General features: G+C 67.6%; 18 protein-coding genes and 1 pseudogene. 9 read left to right on the forward strand and 10 right to left on the reverse strand.

Going from position 1 to position 18,684, the window contains the following annotated elements; all coding sequences use genetic code 11:
• Positions 1-72 precede the first annotated feature (72 nt).
• Complete coding sequence (locus ACFCZ1_RS14985) at positions 73-543, forward strand: Lrp/AsnC family transcriptional regulator (protein ID WP_030302939.1); 471 nt, start codon at positions 73-75, stop codon at positions 541-543.
• A 12-nt stretch (positions 544-555) separates the two neighbouring features.
• Here the strand turns inward: ACFCZ1_RS14985 and ACFCZ1_RS14990 are convergent, their stop codons facing one another.
• The 4 genes from ACFCZ1_RS14990 to ACFCZ1_RS15005 all read right to left on the reverse strand — a co-directional run bounded on the left by ACFCZ1_RS14990 (position 556) and on the right by ACFCZ1_RS15005 (position 5,634).
• Positions 556-2,340, reverse strand: a complete 1,785-nt coding sequence (locus ACFCZ1_RS14990) for an aldehyde dehydrogenase family protein (protein WP_372499805.1) — start codon at positions 2,338-2,340, stop codon at positions 556-558.
• Positions 2,328-3,374 carry a histidinol-phosphate transaminase gene (locus ACFCZ1_RS14995; protein ID WP_252308840.1) on the reverse strand — a complete coding sequence of 349 codons (1,047 nt, stop codon included), beginning with the start codon at positions 3,372-3,374 and terminating at the stop codon, positions 2,328-2,330. The genes ACFCZ1_RS14990 and ACFCZ1_RS14995 overlap by 13 nt, the downstream gene beginning before the upstream one ends.
• A 991-nt stretch (positions 3,375-4,365) precedes the next feature.
• Positions 4,366-4,845 (reverse strand): hypothetical protein, encoded by a 480-nt coding sequence (locus tag ACFCZ1_RS15000; RefSeq protein WP_252308841.1) that lies wholly within the window; start codon positions 4,843-4,845, stop codon positions 4,366-4,368.
• Between the two features lie 378 nt (positions 4,846-5,223).
• A complete protein-coding gene (locus ACFCZ1_RS15005; protein WP_252308842.1) occupies positions 5,224-5,634 on the reverse strand; it encodes a thioesterase family protein in 411 nt (136 codons plus the stop codon).
• 605 nt (positions 5,635-6,239) lie between these two features.
• On the opposite strand from ACFCZ1_RS15005, the gene ACFCZ1_RS15010 reads away from it, so the two are divergent.
• Together ACFCZ1_RS15010 and ACFCZ1_RS15015 are read left to right on the forward strand one after the other, a co-directional pair.
• Entirely contained in the window at positions 6,240-6,734 is a 495-nt protein-coding gene (locus ACFCZ1_RS15010) for a helix-turn-helix domain-containing protein (protein ID WP_252308843.1), read from the forward strand.
• A gap of 65 nt (positions 6,735-6,799) precedes the next feature.
• On the forward strand, positions 6,800-7,255 hold the full coding sequence (locus tag ACFCZ1_RS15015) for a hypothetical protein (protein ID WP_252308844.1): 456 nt from the start codon (positions 6,800-6,802) through the stop codon (positions 7,253-7,255).
• Between the two features lie 314 nt (positions 7,256-7,569).
• Here ACFCZ1_RS15015 and ACFCZ1_RS15020 read toward each other — a convergent pair whose 3' ends face one another.
• Positions 7,570-8,478, reverse strand: a complete 909-nt coding sequence (locus tag ACFCZ1_RS15020) for a LysR family transcriptional regulator (RefSeq protein ID WP_266599534.1) — start codon at positions 8,476-8,478, stop codon at positions 7,570-7,572.
• A 281-nt stretch (positions 8,479-8,759) separates the two neighbouring features.
• On the opposite strand from ACFCZ1_RS15020, the gene ACFCZ1_RS15025 reads away from it, so the two are divergent.
• From ACFCZ1_RS15025 to ACFCZ1_RS15040, 4 genes and pseudogenes are all read left to right on the forward strand, one after another.
• Complete coding sequence (locus tag ACFCZ1_RS15025) at positions 8,760-9,521, forward strand: gamma-glutamyl-gamma-aminobutyrate hydrolase family protein (protein ID WP_252310514.1); 762 nt, start codon at positions 8,760-8,762, stop codon at positions 9,519-9,521.
• Between the two features lie 295 nt (positions 9,522-9,816).
• Positions 9,817-9,930, forward strand: a pseudogene (locus ACFCZ1_RS15030) (IS630 family transposase); the annotation flags it as partial.
• Positions 9,931-10,123: 193 nt separating this feature from the next.
• The gene (locus ACFCZ1_RS15035) at positions 10,124-10,324 is read left to right on the forward strand and encodes a hypothetical protein (RefSeq protein ID WP_252308846.1); all 201 of its coding nucleotides are present in this window, start codon (positions 10,124-10,126) and stop codon (positions 10,322-10,324) included.
• On the forward strand, positions 10,321-10,512 hold the full coding sequence (locus tag ACFCZ1_RS15040; RefSeq protein WP_266599528.1) for a transposase: 192 nt from the start codon (positions 10,321-10,323) through the stop codon (positions 10,510-10,512). The genes ACFCZ1_RS15035 and ACFCZ1_RS15040 overlap by 4 nt, the downstream gene beginning before the upstream one ends.
• A 77-nt stretch (positions 10,513-10,589) precedes the next feature.
• On the opposite strand, the gene ACFCZ1_RS15045 is transcribed toward ACFCZ1_RS15040, so the two are convergent.
• Positions 10,590-11,420 carry a hypothetical protein gene (locus ACFCZ1_RS15045; protein WP_252308848.1) on the reverse strand — a complete coding sequence of 277 codons (831 nt, stop codon included), beginning with the start codon at positions 11,418-11,420 and terminating at the stop codon, positions 10,590-10,592.
• A 1,396-nt stretch (positions 11,421-12,816) separates the two neighbouring features.
• Between ACFCZ1_RS15045 and ACFCZ1_RS15050 the strand changes: the two genes are divergently transcribed.
• Positions 12,817-13,677, forward strand: a complete 861-nt coding sequence (locus ACFCZ1_RS15050; RefSeq protein WP_252308849.1) for an endonuclease/exonuclease/phosphatase family protein — start codon at positions 12,817-12,819, stop codon at positions 13,675-13,677.
• 228 nt (positions 13,678-13,905) lie between these two features.
• On the opposite strand, the gene ACFCZ1_RS15055 is transcribed toward ACFCZ1_RS15050, so the two are convergent.
• The 3 genes from ACFCZ1_RS15055 to ACFCZ1_RS15065 all read right to left on the reverse strand — a co-directional run bounded on the left by ACFCZ1_RS15055 (position 13,906) and on the right by ACFCZ1_RS15065 (position 15,846).
• Positions 13,906-14,112 (reverse strand): hypothetical protein, encoded by a 207-nt coding sequence (locus tag ACFCZ1_RS15055; protein ID WP_252308850.1) that lies wholly within the window; start codon positions 14,110-14,112, stop codon positions 13,906-13,908.
• Positions 14,113-14,540: 428 nt separating this feature from the next.
• Complete coding sequence (locus tag ACFCZ1_RS15060) at positions 14,541-14,999, reverse strand: SDR family NAD(P)-dependent oxidoreductase (protein WP_308295784.1); 459 nt, start codon at positions 14,997-14,999, stop codon at positions 14,541-14,543.
• Between the two features lie 133 nt (positions 15,000-15,132).
• Positions 15,133-15,846 (reverse strand): endonuclease/exonuclease/phosphatase family protein, encoded by a 714-nt coding sequence (locus ACFCZ1_RS15065; RefSeq protein WP_252308852.1) that lies wholly within the window; start codon positions 15,844-15,846, stop codon positions 15,133-15,135.
• Positions 15,847-15,903: 57 nt separating this feature from the next.
• Between ACFCZ1_RS15065 and ACFCZ1_RS15070 the strand changes: the two genes are divergently transcribed.
• A protein-coding gene (locus ACFCZ1_RS15070; RefSeq protein WP_376678718.1) for an IS5 family transposase occupies positions 15,904-16,769 on the forward strand; the annotation gives its coding sequence in 2 pieces (ribosomal slippage) (positions 15,904-16,156 and positions 16,156-16,769; 867 coding nt in all).
• A 517-nt stretch (positions 16,770-17,286) separates the two neighbouring features.
• On the opposite strand, the gene ACFCZ1_RS15075 is transcribed toward ACFCZ1_RS15070, so the two are convergent.
• A partial coding sequence (locus ACFCZ1_RS15075) for a WD40 repeat domain-containing protein (protein WP_376678719.1) occupies positions 17,287-18,684 on the reverse strand: 1,398 nt, incomplete at its 5' end.

Below are 18,684 nucleotides of genomic sequence, written 5' to 3' on the forward strand. Positions count from 1 at the left end.
ACCAGCGACGGACTGCCGAACGACGCGCTCTAGGAGGGCAAAGTGTCCGAGCAAAACACACCTGCGGAGTCCATGACCGGACGAACTGCCGTCCGGCTCGACGACACCGACCGGCACATCCTGGCCGGGCTCCTCGACGACGGCCGGGTGTCGATCAAGGCGCTCGCAGACAAGCTGCACATCTCGCGCGCCAACGCGTACACGCGTATCAACAGGCTGATGGCCGAGGAGGTCATCACGGGCTTCAGCACGCAGCTGAATCCGCAGCGTGCCGGCCTCGGCACGAGCGCGTACGTGACGTTGACGATCGATCAGAATGCGTGGCGGGACACCTCCCGGGAACTGCGCGAGATCCCCTACGTCGAGCATGTCACCCTCGTTGCGGGCGACTTCGACGTCTTGGTGCTGGTCCGCACTCCGGACAACTCGGTGCTGCGCCGGGTCGTGCTGGAGCGCATCCAGGCGGTACCGGGAGTGCGCTCGACCCGTACCTGGCTGGTCTTCGACGAGGTGCGGGGACGCGGGACGCACTGGACTGCCTGACCGCTCGGTCACTCAGACGTCGACCAGCGCGGCAGCGGAACCCGCGGCCGGCGCCGGAGCCCGAGGCGACTCCGCAGCCCCGATGGGGGTCGGTCTCGGGGCCGCCTCCACGACAGGAGCCGGGGCGGTCCCGGCCGCATGCTGCCGAGACCGCACCACCCGGAACCGCCCGGTGACGAAGTGGGCGCCCTCGGGGGGCAAATCCGCGCCCGCTGAGGAGGGGTCCGCGGGGAAGTCGTCTGCGAGGTTCTGCACCAGGTGCACCCCGGCGTCCAGTGCTGCCGTCTCGGCGACCGCCAGCACCAGCGGGTCGGTCGAGTGCACGGTGGCGTACGACGCCCCGTGGCGGCCCACCGTGCGGCGGAAGAGCGCCAGACTGTGCGACGTCGAGTCGGTACCGACAAGGAATGAGACGGGCCCCGGCCACTCCCTGGCGTAGATCCGTTCGTCCTGCGCCGCCAGCCGGACGAGCAGGGGGCTGCGCACATCGGCGGCCGGATGAGTCGGATGGCGCAGCGCTCCGGAGGCATGGAGCACGGTGCCGTACCGCGTGGCCTCCGCCAGCCCCGCCCGCACCGTATCGCTGGCGATCGCGCCCAGCAGCCTGGCCACACGTGCGGGATGCCCGAGCAGGCGATCCACGGCCTCGCCCAGGTCGGCGCCGAAGTCCCCCAGACTCTTGTGCCCCTCATCGGTCGCGATGCCCGTCGTCGGCACCAGGATGTTCTGCGGCGTGGTGCGGACCGTGCCGCTGCACCGGCACAGGGAGTGGGCCAGACCGCGCACGAGATCCCGGTAGTCACCGGTGGAGTCGACGATCACCGTGTTCAGGCCGGTCCGGTCGACGAACGTGGCGGCTTGGCGGGCGTGTTCCTTCAGCCAGCCGGCGAACTGCGCCGATCCGGTGAAGTCGACGATGCGCACCCCCGGGTCCGTGGCCAGCCTCTCGTGCAGCCGTTCCGCTGGTTCCGCCACCGCGAGGGTCACGATGTCCGGTGGGTGGCCGGCCTCCGCCAGCACCTGCCGGGCGACGCGCACGGTGATGGCCAGCGGCAGCACGGAACGCGGATGCGGGGCGACGATCACCGGGTTGCCGGTCACCAGGCTGGCGAACAGACCCGGGTAGCCGTTCCAGAGCGGATAGTCGGGGCAACCGATGAGCAGCGACACTCCGCGGGGCACCAGGGTGCTGGTGCCCCGCATCGGCGACGGTTGCCCGCTCCCTTGGGTCCCTTGGCCGCTCTCCCAGCTCAGGTCCGCCGGAACGCGCTCCGACTCCGCGAAGGCAAGGGCCACGGCCTCCAGCGCACGGTCCTGGGCGCGCGGCCCCGCGGACCGGAACGCCGCCTGCGGCGGCTGCCCCGTGGTGTGCTGCGCCGCAAGGGCCAGCTCATGGCTGCGAGTGTTCAGCCGGCGCAGTATCTCCACGGCCAACCCGGCTCGTCGGCGGAGCCCGGCTGCGCGCCACCCGGCCGTCGCCTGAGCGGCAGCCGCCACCAGAGCTGCGGGGTCGCATCGCGGGTAACTGATGCCCATGCCGATCCCGTATGGCGAGGACTCGGTGCACACCCGGCCCAGCTCGCCGGGCTGGTCGAGATCGAAGGGCCGTCCCAGCAGGGAGCCGAAGACCTTCCCAGCTGTTCGGACCGATCTCATCCCCGCGTCGGCAGCATCCTGTCCGGTCGCCTCCGTGAAGGGCCGCCGGCATTCACCGGCGGCGAGGGCCCGCACGGCTTGCTGAAGCAGTTCGCGATGCCGCTCATAAGGACCAGGGCGCACGGCCTTCAGCCTCTCCAGGTCGCGGCGAGATCGAGGAAAGCCTCGTTCTCCTGCGGCAGTCCGATCGTCACCCGGACGCCCTCCCCGAGGAACGGGCGTACCACGACGTGCCCGCCAAGACAGTGGACGGCGAAGTCAGCGCTCTCGTCCGCAAGCGGTAGCCACACGAAGTTGGCCTGGGAGTCGGGGACTTCGAAGCCCAGCGCGTGCAACATCAGAGTCACGCGCTCCCGTTCGACGACCGTGAGGGCGGCCCGCCGGGCGACTTCCGCGCGCTCGCCGAGGGCGACGACGGCGGCCTCCTGGGCGAGGGCGCTGACGCTGAACGGTACCTGCGCCTTGCGCACATGAGCGGCGATCCACGGCGGCGCCACGCAGTAGCCGACGCGCAGTCCCGCCAGTCCGTAGGCCTTGGAGAACGTCCGCAGAACCACCACGTTGGGGCGGTCGCCGAGCAGGGCCAGGGCATCGGGGACCAGCGCCGGATCCGCGTACTCACGATAGGCCTCGTCGACGACGATCAGCACGTCTTCCGGGACACGGTCCGCGAAGTCGAGGAGCGCCCGCTCACCGACCGCGGTGGAGGTGGGGTTGTTCGGATTGCAGACGAAGACCAGCCGGGTCCGATCGGTGATCGCCGCGGCCATGGCGTCGAGGTCCAGCGCATGGTCGCGCAGCGGGACCCGTACCGCCACACCGCCTGCCACCGCCGTGAGAATCGGATACGCCTCGAAGGACCGCCATCCGAAGACGACCTCGTCGCCGAAGCCGACGACCGAGTGCAGCAGCTGTCCGCAGACCTCCGAGGATCCGGCGCCCACCGCGATCCGCTCCGGCTCGACCTCGTGGTGCCCGGCTATCGCCTGCACGAGTGCGGTGGCGCTCAGGTCGGGGTAGCGCGACATGCCGCCGGCCAGCTCCGTAAGCGTTGCGGCTACACCGGGCAACAGTCCGTAGGGGGATTCGTTGCTGGCCAGCACCACCGCACCGGGCACTTTGCGGCCCGGGACGTAGGCGGGCAACTGTGCCAAGGATGAACGGACACGCACCATGCTCGACTCGCTTCTGAATCGGTGGGGCCCGAGGCCGTGCCTCAGGGCACTTGACAGGTAAAGCGTGAACATCAGAGGTCAAACGCTCAACTGTTTGGAGAATTCGGCGACAGATCGCATCCATCCGGCAGCTGGCACGGCAAGCCGTCTCCTCGCCTGCTGGTTCGGCCCCTCGTCACGAGACGGACGGAGCGCAGCTCACCAGGCGTCGATGACTACTCTCGGCTACAGGCAGGACTCGCTGGCCCCGACGCCCGACGCCCGCCGCCGACACTGACCGTGAGACCTGGTCCCCACGCACTCACGAGGTGCCTGCACCGGTCCGCTCCGATGAAGAGGACCAAGCCCAAGTCGGCACTCCCCGAGGTAGTTGCCGCTGGCCGCGACTCCCTCGCGGGCTGACGGCCGACCGTACGGGAACGGCCGACCGTAGCGGTGGGTGCACTCGTTGTCCCTTCTTGCACGCAGGGCGCCCGCCGGTGCTCTCTGTCTGCTCCGCCCCCGCCCGGGTTGTCGGTCGCACCTCGGCCTGCGAGGAGGTGACATATCCGGACTCGGGAGCAGACATCACACACGGGAACCACGTGCGCTGCTCGACGAAGAGGTTTGCGGCAGGTGACACAGACGACTCCGCTCCTGCTCGCGGCAGAATCCTGCAATCGCACAGAAGTAAGCGCAAGTAAAGACACCTTTGTGTTGGATAAGCCCTGCTTACTGCGCGCGGCGGTAGCCCCCCGTCTCCCGCCTCTTCAACGGGCCCCGGAACCGCGCTGCAGTCGACGACCAGAGCGGAGCCGGCCTGAGAAAACAAGCTCAACCAGCGCGCAGTGCGTCCCCGCCCCAGGCCCGAGGCGGCCAATGACGCCTCACCACGGGAACACGGTCTTGGGTCAGCGCTAAAGAGCTTGCAGAGAATTAACTTGCTTTCGAACACATCGCCTGAGCTGCGGTGTCAAGAGCGCGGCCACGCACCTTATTTTTCTGCAAGCCCTTAGTCGAGGACGCGCCACAGCTTCGGGAACCACACCCAGCGCCCATTAACGTAGGCCATTCCGTCGTAGGCCTTACCGAGAACTTCGCCTGGCTCCAGATACTTCCACCGGTAGATCGTCGTTCCCGGTTTGAAGTAAGGGGCCACCTTCTCATACCCAAGGGGGAATTCTTCACTAGGCTGATTCGCCCAATTCCTGAGGTCGTCCGTGGTAGCCTTCGCCATCTCGATTTCGGTCTTTTCAGGGGCGACGTCAAGCGCGGCGGGGGGCTTGGACCAGATCCACTCTTCGTACATCTTCTCGGCTTTGGCCGCGAACTCCGGCTCGAAGACCGCTGCGTAGTCAGCGGAGTTCGGCTTCAGTGAAGCCACCACATCCTCGTCAAAACGTACAGCCATGATCAGCTTCCGGAAACCTGCATCCGTGTTCGGGTACAGTGTCGCCTGAGTTGTGCTCGCCGACGTCTCGGTGGGTTGCATTCCCTGACCATTTGCGGAACATGCACTCAGACTCAACAGACACACAACACAGAAGGGGACAAAGCGATTCTTCACTTGTTTCTTTCCTATGCGAGTGAGGCGGGTCAGACTTCCTGCCTCATAGGAGGTTGTGACCTACTCATCCCGCAACACGACGGATGAGCCGCGGGCGGGGACGGATTGAGACGGCGAGGCCCCCCCAGGACGAGCAGCAGGGATGTCATTCGAGTCATTTCATTTCTTCGTTGTTTCCTGCCCGCATCACGGTATGGCGATGGCACTTGTTCAGCGGGTCCACTCGGGCGTGGCAGGCGGTCGTCGCCCATGTCAGCGGTCGTCGCCCCTGCGGGGGTGAACCGGGCCGGCCCGGTCAAGCGGTCACTGCTGCGTCAGAAATCCCGTGAGGTAAGCGCGTTCAGCCTCGGTGAGGCGCCGCGGGCGCTTGCCCTCCAGGTCGTAGGGAACCATCGTGGAGGCTGCCCTCGCGTACAGAGTCCCTTCGTCCTTCACCTCGTAGGCGAGGCTGAATGACACCGCCCTGAGGCCGGTAACCCAGACCTCGACGGTGACTGGCGTCTCGCGCCACTCCAAGGGCGCCTTGTACTCGATCTCGTGCTTCGCGCTCACGCAGCCCGCTGTGAAGGTGGCCACACCGGCTCTTGCGGCATGGCCACCGAGTATGTCGCTGCGCGCTTCCTCCAGATAGGTGAGGAAGACGGCGTTGTTGACGTGCCCGTAGACGTCCATGTCCGACCAACGGACTGAGCAGCGGTATTGATGGCGAGTCATTCCACTCATTTCATTTCGTCATTATCACCCGCCCGGAATCGGGGCAGGGCGACGGGCATTGCCTCAGCGGTCTACTCGGGCATGGTCGGCGGTCGTGCCGCTTGCTGGTTTCCGTGACGAATAAAGCCCCGCGGAGCCTGCTTCGTCCCGGTCCACAGCAGTGCGGTGGAGTGAGGCGCGCACGGTTCTCACCCACCCGCTGCAGCTCCGTCAAGGGCGATCCCTTGGCGCCGACCCGCGGCCCACAGCCGCTAAGCCCGGCAAACATAACACGGTCATAAACAGTCATTTTTTTCCAACGGTACCACTCGGAAACTCCCACTTGATCACCACACGAGTTGGGCGGCACAGTATTCGCGGACTGGTCGTGGGCGCCGGCAGGACGATTGACATCCCCGCCATGGGGTACCGGCATCGCCCTCGCCGAAAGGACTATCACGCCACGAGGCTGCCGCCCGATGCAGCTCAGGGCAAACCATCGGTGGCACGCGAAGTGCGGGATCTCGCGCCCTTGGATGATGGCAATTCCAGGAGCTGCCCCAGCGCAGCAGCCGCCGAACCGATTCGTGAGTGCATTCAGAATATGAATGCACTAGGTTGTGGCCATGCCTCGTGCCTCAGTCGCAGCGTTCCACTGTTCGCTGTCGCGCTCCCTGGATGTGATGGGTGACTGCTGGTCACCGCTGGTCTTGCGCGACATCTCTCTCGGCATTGACACTTTTGAGGAGCTGGCCCGCGACCTTGGCGTGTCCCGCGCACTGCTGAAGAATCGGCTCGACAGACTCGTGGACGGCGATGTGCTGGAACGGGTCGAGTACTCCACGCGTCCCCAGCGGTTCCGTTACGTGCTCACCACATCAGGACGGGAGCTCGTGACGGTGCTTTTGGCACTCACCCAGTGGGGCGACCGCTGGCACGCGCCGGATGGTCCGCCGATCGTGTTTCGGCACCACTGCGGAGAGGTCCTAGAGGTGTCCGTCACCTGTCGTACCTGCAGTGGAGCGGTTCATCCGGAGGGCGTCTCGGTCCAGCCGGGCCCGGGCGGGCGCGCAGCGCCCGGCACTCTCGTCATTGCCGAGCGCCTTGCGGGGATGGCATGACTGATCACGTCGCAGCTTGGCGAATGGCCGGCGAGGCGGGGGATGCGAGAGCGGCAGTAGCCGCTATGTCCGAGGACGTTGAGCTCGTTTCGCCACTGACGGACCGGTTCACGTTTCGGGGGCACCGTGAACTCGAGGAACTCCTGACGAGCGTGTTCGAAGTGTTCACCGGCATCCACTACGAGGCACAGTTCCAGGAAGGACAGCACGCGGTCCTGCGCGCCGCGGGTCATGTCGGTCGCCTGCGGTTGGAGGAGACCCAGTATCTCGATCTCGACGATGAGGGCCGTATCCGACGCCTCACCCTCATGATGCGCCCGCTCACAGCCGCCACCCGTTTCCTGCGCGTGCTTGGGCCTCGGGTTGCGAGCCGGCAGGGACGGCCGGGCACGGCGGGAGTACTCATCGTGGCGGGCGCATGGCTCGACTCGGTCGTGGCCGGCGGAGATCGGGTCTTCATGCCCATGGCCAGTCCTGATCGGTCACGTCGACCAGTCCAGGTCGACCGCCCACCGGCGTGATCGGCTGTCGGCGGTGTTCCTCCACCGCCGAGGCGTCCATGTCGGGGGGCGACGCTCATGCCCACGCCGGGCTGCCATGTTCGCGGCCACGAGACCGGTGATCAGTCAGCGCCACGATGTCGCAACGTCGAATCACGGCAGCGCTCATACGGAAAGAGGTTTCCGCATCACGTCACTACACGACAGCGGTCAGCACCCCAGGAGCCTCCCAAGGACGATTGTTTGGCAGCACCCGACCTGGGGCGGGCGCCACGATGCATGTATTCACAAATGATCGAATGTGTCAGTGCACCGCCGAACGGCTGGTCGGGGGCTCATGCAATGACTGCCCGGACCTGTGTTGTCAGCATTCGCTCGAGCGCCAGCAGCGCTTCGGGGGCGTGGCGGGTGTCGAGGCGTACGGTGTAGATGAACCGTGTCAGCTCCGGGTTGGCCAGCGGTCTCGCGACAACATTGGCCACACCGCGGGGCAGGGCCAAGCGGGGCAGTACCGCGACACACAGGCCTGCGGCAACGAAGCCCAGGATGGTGTTGAAGTCGTCTCCCTCGTACTTCAGTCGGGCCTCGAAGCCTGATGTCTTGGCCATCTGGGCAAGCAGCTCCAGCCGCAGCGCGGCCTCGGGCGCGGCGACCCACGTCTCGCCGGCCAGGCTCGCCAGGTCGATGACCTCCCGGCTGGCCAGCTCGTGGCCCGCGGGAAGCACCGCCACGACGGGGTCCCGTGCAACCAGGGTCCGGCGCAGTGTGCGCGGCGGCGGCTGGGGAATGAAGTCGTAGTCATAAGTCAGGGCAAGGTCGGCGTCTCCCCGTTTGATCCGACCGTAGCCGGCCTCGGGCTCCAGCTGCGAGAGGCTGACCCGGACGTCGGGGTACGACGTTTGCAACTGCGCGAGAGCCTTCGGGACGATGCTCGTGGCGGCCGAGGTGAAAGCGCCGAGCCGGATCCGCCCGGACGTGCCGGCACGCAGGGCGTCGAGTTCCAGTGCAGCTGCGGCCAGCGCGGAGCGTACCCCTTGTTCGGCATCGAGGAGGACCTGGCCGGCGGGCGTGGGACGCACGGGACGGCGCTCCAAGACTCGAAGGCCTGCGCGGCGTTCGAGTTCGGCGATCTGCTGAGAGACGGCGGGGGCGCTGTAACCGAGTTCGCCGGCGGCGGCAGCGAACGAGCCGTGGCGCACCACGGCCTCCAAGGTGGCGAGCAAGCGGGGATCTGGCATCTGCATGGGTTAAGCCTGACTTACCTCACACAAAGATGTCATTTCTTGTGCTTAAGGAGGAACGCCAGCAGGATTCTGCCACCAGGCAAGGGGCGTGACCCGTCTCGCTCAGTGCCGTGGCCGTCCCCTTACCCATGCCACGAGGTGCACCCGTGCACCGCCGTCCGTGCAACGGAGCCCTGCCGCCCCACCGTGATGCGTTGCCCGCAACCATCGCCGGGCCGGGGTTTCAGGGGGTGGTCAGTCATCTGACTGGATTTGACTGCTGCATGGGAAAGGGGCGCTGCGTGCGCAAGCCACTTATCGGAATCACCACTTACCTCACCGACGCGCGGTGGGGAGAGTGGGAGCTGCCCGCCGCACTGCTGCCCGCGGCGTACGCCACATGCGTTCAGGCCGCCGGAGGCCGGGCCGTCCTTCTGCCGCCCGATGCGCCGGGCGCGGCGGCGGACGTCATCGCGCGATTGGACGGCGTCATCCTCGCCGGAGGTGAGGACCTGGATCCCGCCCTGTACGGGGCCGAGCCCCACCCGTGTGCGGGGACTCCGGTCCCCGCCCGCGACCGGTGGGAGCGCGCTGTCCTCAAGAACAGTCTGGACCGTGACATTCCCGTCCTCGGAATCTGCAGGGGCATGCAGCTGATGAACGTTCACGCGGGCGGCACGTTGATCCAGCACCTGCCCGAGAAGGTGGGTCACGACGGCCACAACGGGTATCTCGGACTCTTCACGCCACATGCCATCACCACCGTGCCGGGCACCCGTCTGGCCTCGCTCCTGCCCGGGACCAGACAGGTGGCCACGCACCACCACCAGGCAGCCGACCTCCTCGGCGCAGGCCTGGCGGTCGCGGCCTACGCCGAAGACAGCACAGTCGAGGCCATCGAAAGCACCCGGCACCACTTCGCCCTGGGCGTGCAGTGGCACCCCGAGATGAGTGCCGACCAAGCAGTGATACAAGCTCTGGTGTCGGCAGCCCGGCAGCGTACAACGGCAGGGTTGCACGAGTCGGCTGAGCGGCAAGCACCGGTCGGTGGCGTTCCCCTTTAACGTCTTGTAACGCCTCGCGCCACTGTCAGCTCGGCCACCACATCCGGCAGCGAAGCGGCAGCTGCCGGCACACCGGCAGCGTCGCTGCCTGCCCTGCACTAGTGACCTGGGTCTGAGGTGTGTCGTGAGTGGGGTATGAGTCGTCCTGGTCCGGAGATTCCGCCGTTGTCTTCTCAGCGGTCGCGGATCGTACTGGAGTGCGCAGAGGGGCACTCGGTCATGGAGGTGTCGCGGCGGCTGCGGATCGCTCCGGAGTCCGCACCTGGCGCGGCGCTCCTTCGAGCACGGCCTGGACGTGCTGGGCGACGAGCCACGGCCGGGTATCCCACGGAAGATCACGGACGCGGATGTCGAGCGGGTGATCGTCAAGACGCTCGAAGAGAAGCCGAAGAACGCGACGCACTGGTCGACCCGGTCGATGGCCGCGGCCACGGCCACGGGCATGTCGCAGTGGACGGTCTCATGGATCTGGCGGCGTTCGCCCTGGCCCCGCACCGGTCGCACACGTTCAAGCTGTCTGACGGGCCCGCTGTTAATCGACAAGGCCCGCGACGTCGTCGCGCTCTGCCTCGACCCGCCGGAGAAGGCCCCTGGTCCTCTGCGTGGACGAGAAGTCGCAGATCCAGGCCCTGGACCGGTCCAAGCCGGTCCTGCCGATGATGCCCAGCGTTCCAGAACGCCGCAGCCACGACTACATCCGTGCCAGCACCACCACCCTCTACGCGGCCCTGGAAGTCGCCACCGCAAGTCATCCGATCACTCCCACCGCCGCCACCGGGCCGCCGAGGTCGAGAAGTTCGTGACCAAGCTCGACAAGGGAGTGCCCGCAGACCTCCAGGTCCATCTGATCCTCGACAACTACGCCACCCACAAGACACCGGACGGGAAGAAGTGGCTGCTGGCGCACCCGCGGTTCCACCTGCACTTCACACCCACCAGCGCGTCGTGGCTGAACCTGGTGGAGAGGGGACGCTGCTGGAAGACGACATGAAGCGGGTGCGGAACAAGTCCGGGGCCACCCGGCTCGGCTTCCCTACGGCACCTTTCCCTGCATTCCGCTGCCCTCCTTCAGTAGCCGTCGGTCCCGGGCTCGGTGCCGTCGTCGGCGACGGCCTCGCCGAGGCGGAGCACACGGCCGGGTTCGTCGGCGTCGTGGGCCGCCCGGTCCGCGTAGATCCTCAACTCGTCCCCGGTCAGGACGACGAGGGGATCGGTCCACGCCTCGGTGTCTTCCGGCACGAGCAGGCGCGAGGCGCCCCGCTCGATATCGTGGATCAGCAACGAGGCGATCCAGCCCCCTCCCGGGCCCCACCTCTGCATCGGATGGTCGTCCCGGCCCATGGCCTGCACCACGTAGAACCGGTTCCCCTGCCAGTGGCCTCCGAAGTCCAGGGCCACGTCCGCTTCCACCTGGACGCCGTCCACCCACAGGCGAGATGCCCACTTCTCGTCCTCACGACAGGACACCGCCCGATGCCGGTCGTCAGGGCTGAACCTCACCCTCAGCCAGGTGTCCCCGTAGAAACCGCTGCACGCTCCCGGCGCCGGGCCCTCGCGACGGCCCGGCGCGGCCGGCTCCAGAGCGCAGATCTCCGGAGTGCGACACGCCCGGTCGATGCGCCGTTCGCACCCCATGCCCGCCGCCGCGCAGTCACGGGGGGACGCCCGGGACAACAGCTCGCGCCCCCGCTCCTGGTACGCATCCTCCCCGACCAGGGCCCGGTAGGCCTCCGCGTGTCCCCACCACGCGAGCAGGTCGACGGCCACCGGCGAGCGGCGCAGCCACGGCCACCACTCCACGCTCTGAAGGCCCCAGTGCCGCAGCACCCGGCTCTCCGGGGCCTCCGCTCCGCCGAACCCCTTCTGCGTTCGGTGCTGCCTGTCCCATCGCCATTTCATGATCCCGCCCTCCCTGTACGGCTTCCGAGATCATGAGAAAGCATCGGACGCCAAGAGAGCAAACTGCTTTGCCGACCGGAAGAGGAACCGTCGGCGTGAACGTACTTGAACTGCTGCTGGCTGCGACCGATGTCGGAGGGACACGCGGCAGGCCTCCCGTTGGCGCGCGATCTTCCCGTGAGTAATCGAAGCGGCAGCGCTGATGTACGCCGCGACTGATCTCGGAGGTGGTCGTGGGATCTGCGGATCAGTCGTGGTCGAGACCGAGCAAGGCTTGTTCACCCAGCCGCGGCCGGAGCCGCCCGGTGACGCCGTGGCCAGCCCGCTTGCCCCTCCCGAAAGAGCGAAACGGACATCACCTCACGCACCGCCCTCTGAGTAGAACGTCGACGTCCCACCGGGATGCGGGAACCGGGAAACCAGGGCGGCAATCTACGTAGTTCCACGGATGGCTCGTGGTCGGATGTCTGGAAGGATCATGAGCCAAGGGCCGAGCCCCGGTGACTGCCGCAGTGGCGTATGAGCGTCCGCCACTCCTCGAGTAGTCGCACGGGGCAGGGCATGACGGGCTCAGGCTCGCGTCGTCGGCCGGGGGATCGACGTGGGGACGGGGTGGGGGTCGCGTCCGACGGGTCGTGATCGTTCAGGCAGGGGTGCTGCTGGTCGGGGCGGCCGCGATCGTCTGCGCGATGCTTTGGGCGGTGGAGCCTTACCAGGACGTCACGGGACTCCGCCATCCGCGTCTGTGCTCGGGGGGCGTACCGACCCCGGCCGGGGCCACGCGCGGCTGCATCGCGCGGGAGATCGGCAGCCGGGGCGACACGTCCGACGGAGTTGAACTCCGATGGAAGCGGGGCCACGTCGAAAGTGACGCACTACGTTGTGACGTACCGGCGCGCCTCCGGGTCCGAGGCGAGCCGGGAGGTTGCCTCCTCCGTTTACAGCGCCGCCGGGGGCTGGGGAGCGCGCGGACCTGGTGACCTGGCGGGATGTGGTGGTCGGGATCACTGTGGCGGACAAGAGCGACGGATTCGATCCGCCCACCGAGGATGTCCTCACGAACGCCGCGATACTGGCCTGGACCAGGCTGGGACTGGTCCTGTGGTTCCTGCTGGGCGCCGGGACGCTCCGCCACCTCTTCGGAATCACCGGTCTCCGGGCCACGGGTGGGTCCTGTTCGGCTACTGGCCAGTCCTCATGGTTCCATTACACCCTGACCTACGAGCTGAGCACATCGGACTACGGAGGGGCCTGGTGCTCTGGGTTTTCTGCCTGATGCTGGCCGCGTTCTGCGTCTTCGGCTCCTACAACGAAGGCCTGTCGCTGGTGGCGCTCGGCCGCTGGTCGGAGGCGAGACGCTCAAGGTGAGTGAGACTCGAGCTCAGGGGGTGGCCGCGTGACGACTGACGGGGAGAGTGTCAGCCTGGCGTCCTTGAATGTCTGCTGCGGAATGTCCAACTCGCTGCGGCCCGTGAAGAAGCGAGCGGCCGAGTTCTGCCGCCGCCTCGAGCGGACGGACGTGGACCTCGTGAACTTCCAGGAGGTCTGGACCCCGCGTCTGCAAAGGTTTCTCGCGCGGCACCTGCCATCGTTCCCGTTCGTCGCCCGCAGGACCGGCATGCTCGGTCAGCCGGCCGGAGGCCTGGTCTCCTTTTCCAGAAGGCCGTTGCGGGCAGTCCGGTACATGTCGTTCCGCGGCACGCGGCCGCGAGCTGGCGGCCCGTTGTTCCGCTGCGCGGTGACATTGGGCAGCCGTCTCCAAGGCGTCCTGACCTTCGAAGTCTCCGGACACCGAACGGTGGTGGCCAACGTGCATCTGACCGCGAACAGGGACGGGGATTGGTCGGCGGGCAACCGGCACGAAGCCCTGCAGATGGCGCAGCTGACGAGGTTCCACCGGGTCGTGCGGGAGGCGCGCGACCGCGACACCGAACTGGTGATCGCCGGCGGCGACTTCAACCTCCCCAGCAGTTCAGCTCTGTATGAGGCGCTGGTGGACGAAGGTGGATGGCGGGATCCGTTCGCCGCAGCGGACCTGCCCACCTTCCACGCCGAGCTGCTGCCTGCCGGTGCATCGGCGTACCGGGTCGACTACCTGCTCGTCCACGGTGACGCCGCCCGTTACCCGGTCACCGGGAGCGGTCTGCTCTTCACGGAGCCGGTCGCGATGCCGTCAGGCGGCACGGCATTCCTGTCGGACCACATGGCACAGGTAGCCACGATCGGACGCAGGTCAGGTCCCCGACCTGCTCAATGAACGCACCGGAGGCACGTTGGCTGATCGCAGACGAGACGGCGCACCAACAAGTCGATGACCACCGACGCCCAGCGACAGCGGTATCGGCGAGATGCCGCTGATTGCGGCCGTGGACACGATGCGCAGCCATGCCGCAGCAGGGGCAGTCCACGGCGCGGTCGTCCGGAGTACGCGAGGTGACGTGGCCTGTACCACCCTCCACGAACACACGCTCGACCAGACCCGTCTTCAAGTGTGGAAACACGATGTCCCATGTCCAGCAGCGATGCCGGCGGCGTTGTCGTGCACGGACACGGCGAGAACCGCCACCACAATCACCATGCGCCACACGTCAACGGCCAGGCCGTGCTTGAGCCCGGTATTCTTTGGCCGCATCACGCCCGCCGACTCCGCGGGCACCCCGGCCGCCCTGTACATGCTCTGGATGTCGAGCACCCAGGCTCGGGTCCGCCTTCCGCCGCGCCCTCTCCCGCACCTGCCAGCGCAGCAGGTTTGTTCTTGGCGCCGGGTGGCCGTCCGGTGCCAGCGCCTCGGCGATTGGGAACACGGGTCGGGCAGGCGAGGTGAGCGCGGATGTTCCTGAACCCCCGGCGGACTCGGGCCCGGCTGCGATCCGGACCACGCGTCCTTCACCGTCGCGCTGACCGACCGGCGCGAGCTGTTGCGCCACCCCTGTCTTCTGCACGTGCCCCAGGCCGCCGACGCTTTGGCCAGATCGCCCGGCTGGGAGCGGGAGCTGATGCTCTTCGACTGGCGGCTGATGCCTGAACCCGGGGCGGCCGGGAGTTGGGGGGCGGGACGATCGGACCGGCCTGCGCCGTAATGGCGTCCATCCGCCGCCACCGTTTGCGGACGTGGCGGCCCTAACGCTGGCACAGATGGTGCTGCATTGGTTCGGGGGCTTCGGCGCGGGCTTCATTCCGCCGGATGACGGATGCCGGACCGGCCCGACGCGGTCTCCACCGGCCCCGGGCAGAGCGCGAGCACACGGATGCCGCGCCGCCGTTACTCGTGGCGAGCGCGAGGCTGAAGTTCAGCACGAAGGTCTTGGACGCGCCATAGACGGCGAAGTACGCCGTCGGCTGGAAGGCGGCTGTGGACGCAACGTTGACCACCGATCCACGGCCGCCCTCGAACAGGTCAACGCCACCATGTCGCAGCTCAAGCGGTACTGGGCGAAGATCCGGGAGAGCGGCGACCCCGAAGAGTCCCCCCGCCGTCGACGCGCGAGGCCGGAATCCTCGCGTTGCACTGAATCCGACCCGACCATGGACGAGGGCTGTCTTGACTTGGCTGTTCGCCGTTCCTCGGTACGCTGTCACGTCTCCGGGAGAGCGCAACCCTCATCGAGGTCGAGAAGGTCGGCCGACGGGGGTGGACCGTGCAGCTCGGGCCTGTAGAGCAAGGGGCGGTGGTGACTCGCTGTCGGGTCTCTTCCCCCGCTCGTTGCCCAGCTCACATGGTGACGGTCGCGCGGACCAGATTGTGGTCCGAAAGGCCCTCCATCCTCTCGACCGCTGCGTTGCTGACAACAGCGCCCCGCACGACCACGTGGTCGATCCACTGCGACTTCGAGCCTGACGTGCGCGGCCGTGTCGGCAGGCCGTCCGGCGGGAGGTCCGCGACGGCGAAGCAAGTACCCAGAGCCGACGCTACGGTGGCACGGTCGGTGTTGAAGTCCCCGAGAAGTATTGCTGCGTATCCCCGCGAAGAGGCGGCCAATTCGGCCAGGCGTGCCAGCTGGCGCGTGCGCCGCTGATCGCCGCTCACGTGCGTGGCGACAATCAGCGTTCCGGCGGTCTCGACGGCGAGCGCGCCCTTCCCCGGGTCGTCCTCGAAGGACTCGGCAGCGACCTCCCGGCTCGGTCCGTCGACCAGGAGCACGAGGTACTCCTCGGGGTCGCGCAGCGAGCAGCTCCCGTGGCGCGGTGCTGGGACGCGCGGGTACCTCAACGCGTGGATACTCCGGCCGGCCAGGGCAAGGCGGAGGCTGGCCAGTTGGTCACCGCTAACTTCCTGCAGGGCGATGACGTGCTCGTCTCGTCCCACCAGCAACGCCGTAACCGCGGCGATCCGCTCAGACTCGGCCGGGCAACCCCTCAGGACGTCCTCGCCCCAGTTCTCGGCGTGGACGCGGTGCAGAACATTCCAGCTGGCAACCGTGATCATAAGGCGCGATGTTAGAGGTCCTGACAGAAGCCGGTCGAGGTGTGCCTGTCGGCTTGGATGCTCGTTGGTCTGGCCGTGGGAAAGAGGGAGTCTCGTCCGTGGATCGTCTCGGATGAACTGTGGTGGTCGATTGAGCCGTTGCTGCCGATACCGGCGCCGAAGCTGAAGCCGGGCCGGCCGCGGGTGCCGGACCGCCAGGCCTTGTGCGGGATCTTGTTCGTGCTGCATACCGGCATCCAGTGGGAGTACCTGCCCCAGGAGCTGGGTTTCGGTTCGGGCATGACCTGCTGGCGCCGCCTCAAGGCCTGGACAAGGCCGGCGTCTGGGACAGGCTCCACGTGATCCTGCTCGAGAGGCTGCGGGCGGCCAAGCAACTCGACTGGTCGCGGCCGGTGATCGACTCCAGCCATGTCCGGGCCGCTCGACGAGGCCCAAAAGCGGGCCCAGCCCGGTCGACCGCGCAGCAAGCACCACCTGACGGCCAGGGCATCCCACCCGCCATCTCGCTGACCGGCGGCAACTGTAACGACGTCACCCAGGTGATACCGCTACTGAAGAAGATCCCATCGGTCTCCGGCCTGGTCGGACGGCCAAGGAAACGGCCTGACAGCCTGCTCGGCGACCGTGGCTACGACCACGACAAGTACCGCCGTCTGGTCGGGGCGACGGGTGTGAAACCGGTGATCGCACGACGCGGAGTCCCGCACGGATCCGGCCTTGGAATCCACCGGTGGGTTGTCGAGCGGACCATCGCCTGGCTCCACGGCTTCCGCCGCCTACGCATCCGATGGGAACGACGAGACGAGATCCACGAAGCGTTCCTCGGCCTCGCCACCTGCCTCATCACCCCCCGACACGTCCAACGCCTTTGTCAGGACCTCCTAGACAACAATGTCCGACCCGTGGTCTGGTTCGACAACTGAGCGGCACAAACCATGAGCCCATCGGTTGCCGGTTTGTCGAACAAATGCCACGGATCTGAGACTCAAGCCGCATGACACGGCGTGAGACAGCGCGTGAACCCCCAGCTCACAGCCTCGACATAGGCCGCGGAGATCAAGCACCTACACCGGTGTTGCAGCGGCGGTCGTAGGGCGTGTGCGGGGTGTCCGGGTGGACCAGGGCTACCTGCGGTAGCGGGGCCGCAGTCGTCGCGGGGCCGGGTATCGCGAGCGCCGTCATGGGAGACCTGAAGATCGGCGACCGGCCCCGGCCAGTCATCCGGCAACACGAACGACCTCTCGGCACTCAACGGCATCGGCATACACCAGGCCGGCTCACGGTGTGAGGTCCAGGACCTCGACCGGCTACCCCTCCCAGCGCTTGGGCACGGTGGTGGCCACAATCGCGCCGTCGGGCCGGTCCGCGGTGGGCTGCGCCGCGTACCGGCACACCAGGCCAGCGACCCGCCCGCACAGCAACCCGCCATCCCTCCCAGCATCACCGGGCTGTCCGATCAGGGCTGTCGTGGGCAAAGAGGGTGATCTCGGTTCCGTGACAGACGATCAGCTCACCCCCGGTGGTGGTCGCCGCGGCCCTGATGGGGTTGGGGAAGCACAACTCCGGCCCAACCTGCTGGCCAGTGTTCAGGTCCCAGGCGCGGATGGTGCAGTCGTCTCCTCCGGTGATGACGACCGGTCGGCTGTTGAGAGTGGTGACCGACACGGTTCGTATGGGAGCGGTGTGACCGATCAGGGGTTGGCCGAGAGCCTCGCCGGTGGTCAGGTCCCAAACACGCCCTGTCGCGTCCTCGCCAGCGATGGCGGCCACGGGACGGCCCTCAACGGTCGCCGTGGCCACCGCGTTGACCCAGCTCTCATGGTGCCCGAACGGTAGGCTTTGCCAGGTTGTGAGGTCCACTGCACGTAGTTCGCCGTAGCTGCCGCAGGCGATGACGGCAATGGGACGGTCCGCAACGGTGGCCACGGCCAACGCCCGCACCCAATGGGCATCCAGCCGGTGGCACTCACGCCGGGGAATTTCCCGGGACAGTTCTTCCAGCCACAAGTGTCCTTGACCCTCGTCGGTGCCCAGCCGCAGTTCAGCCCGCACCAGAGCGCCCTCGCTTTTACCGTGTGGCGGCCCCTCGGGCAGGCCCCAGAACCGTACGCTTCCGTCGTCCTCGTCACCGTCCAGGTCGAGCCGGTCGTTGCCGCCGGTGATGGCGTACGGTAGGCCGTCGACGGTGGCCACGGCAACCGCGTTCACACCGCCACGGCGGTGGCTTCCGAGCCAGCGGACTGACCGGCCGGTCGTCAGGTCCCACAAGCCCACGTGGCCGCCGCCCGTAACGACCACCGGCCGACCTTCGATCGTGGCTGTGGCCAGGGACCTGGCCACGCCGTCGCCGGCCCACGCCTGGCCGACTGATCGGCCATCGGCCAGGTCCCATACCCGTACGGTCCCGTCCTCGCCGCTCGTCACGGCGACGGGACCCTCGTCGAGGTCGGCGACCGCCACAGCGCACACGGCAGCGGTGTGACCGGCGCGGTGTGGATCCGCCAGAAGGTCCCAGATCTGGACCCGCTCCTTCTCACTGCAGTGGGTGACGGCGACAGGGCGGCCGTCCACGCAGGCCGTGAAGACGCCGCTCACCACGCCCGATTGTCCGGTGAGGGGCTGACCCAGGGGGCGGCCCTCCGCCACATCCCAGACCCGCACCGTCTGGTCATCACTGCCCGTGACAGCAACCAGCCGCCCCTCCAGCAAGGCCACCGCCACCGCCCGCACCGAACGGGTATGCCCGGTGAGGGGCTGACCCAGGGGGCGGCCCTCCGCCACATCCCAGACCCGCACCGTCTGGTCATCACTGCCCGTGACAGCAACCAGCCGCCCCTC

Source organism: Streptomyces sp. NPDC056224, assembly GCF_042267665.1.
Classification (GTDB): Bacteria; Actinomycetota; Actinomycetes; order Streptomycetales; family Streptomycetaceae; genus Streptomyces.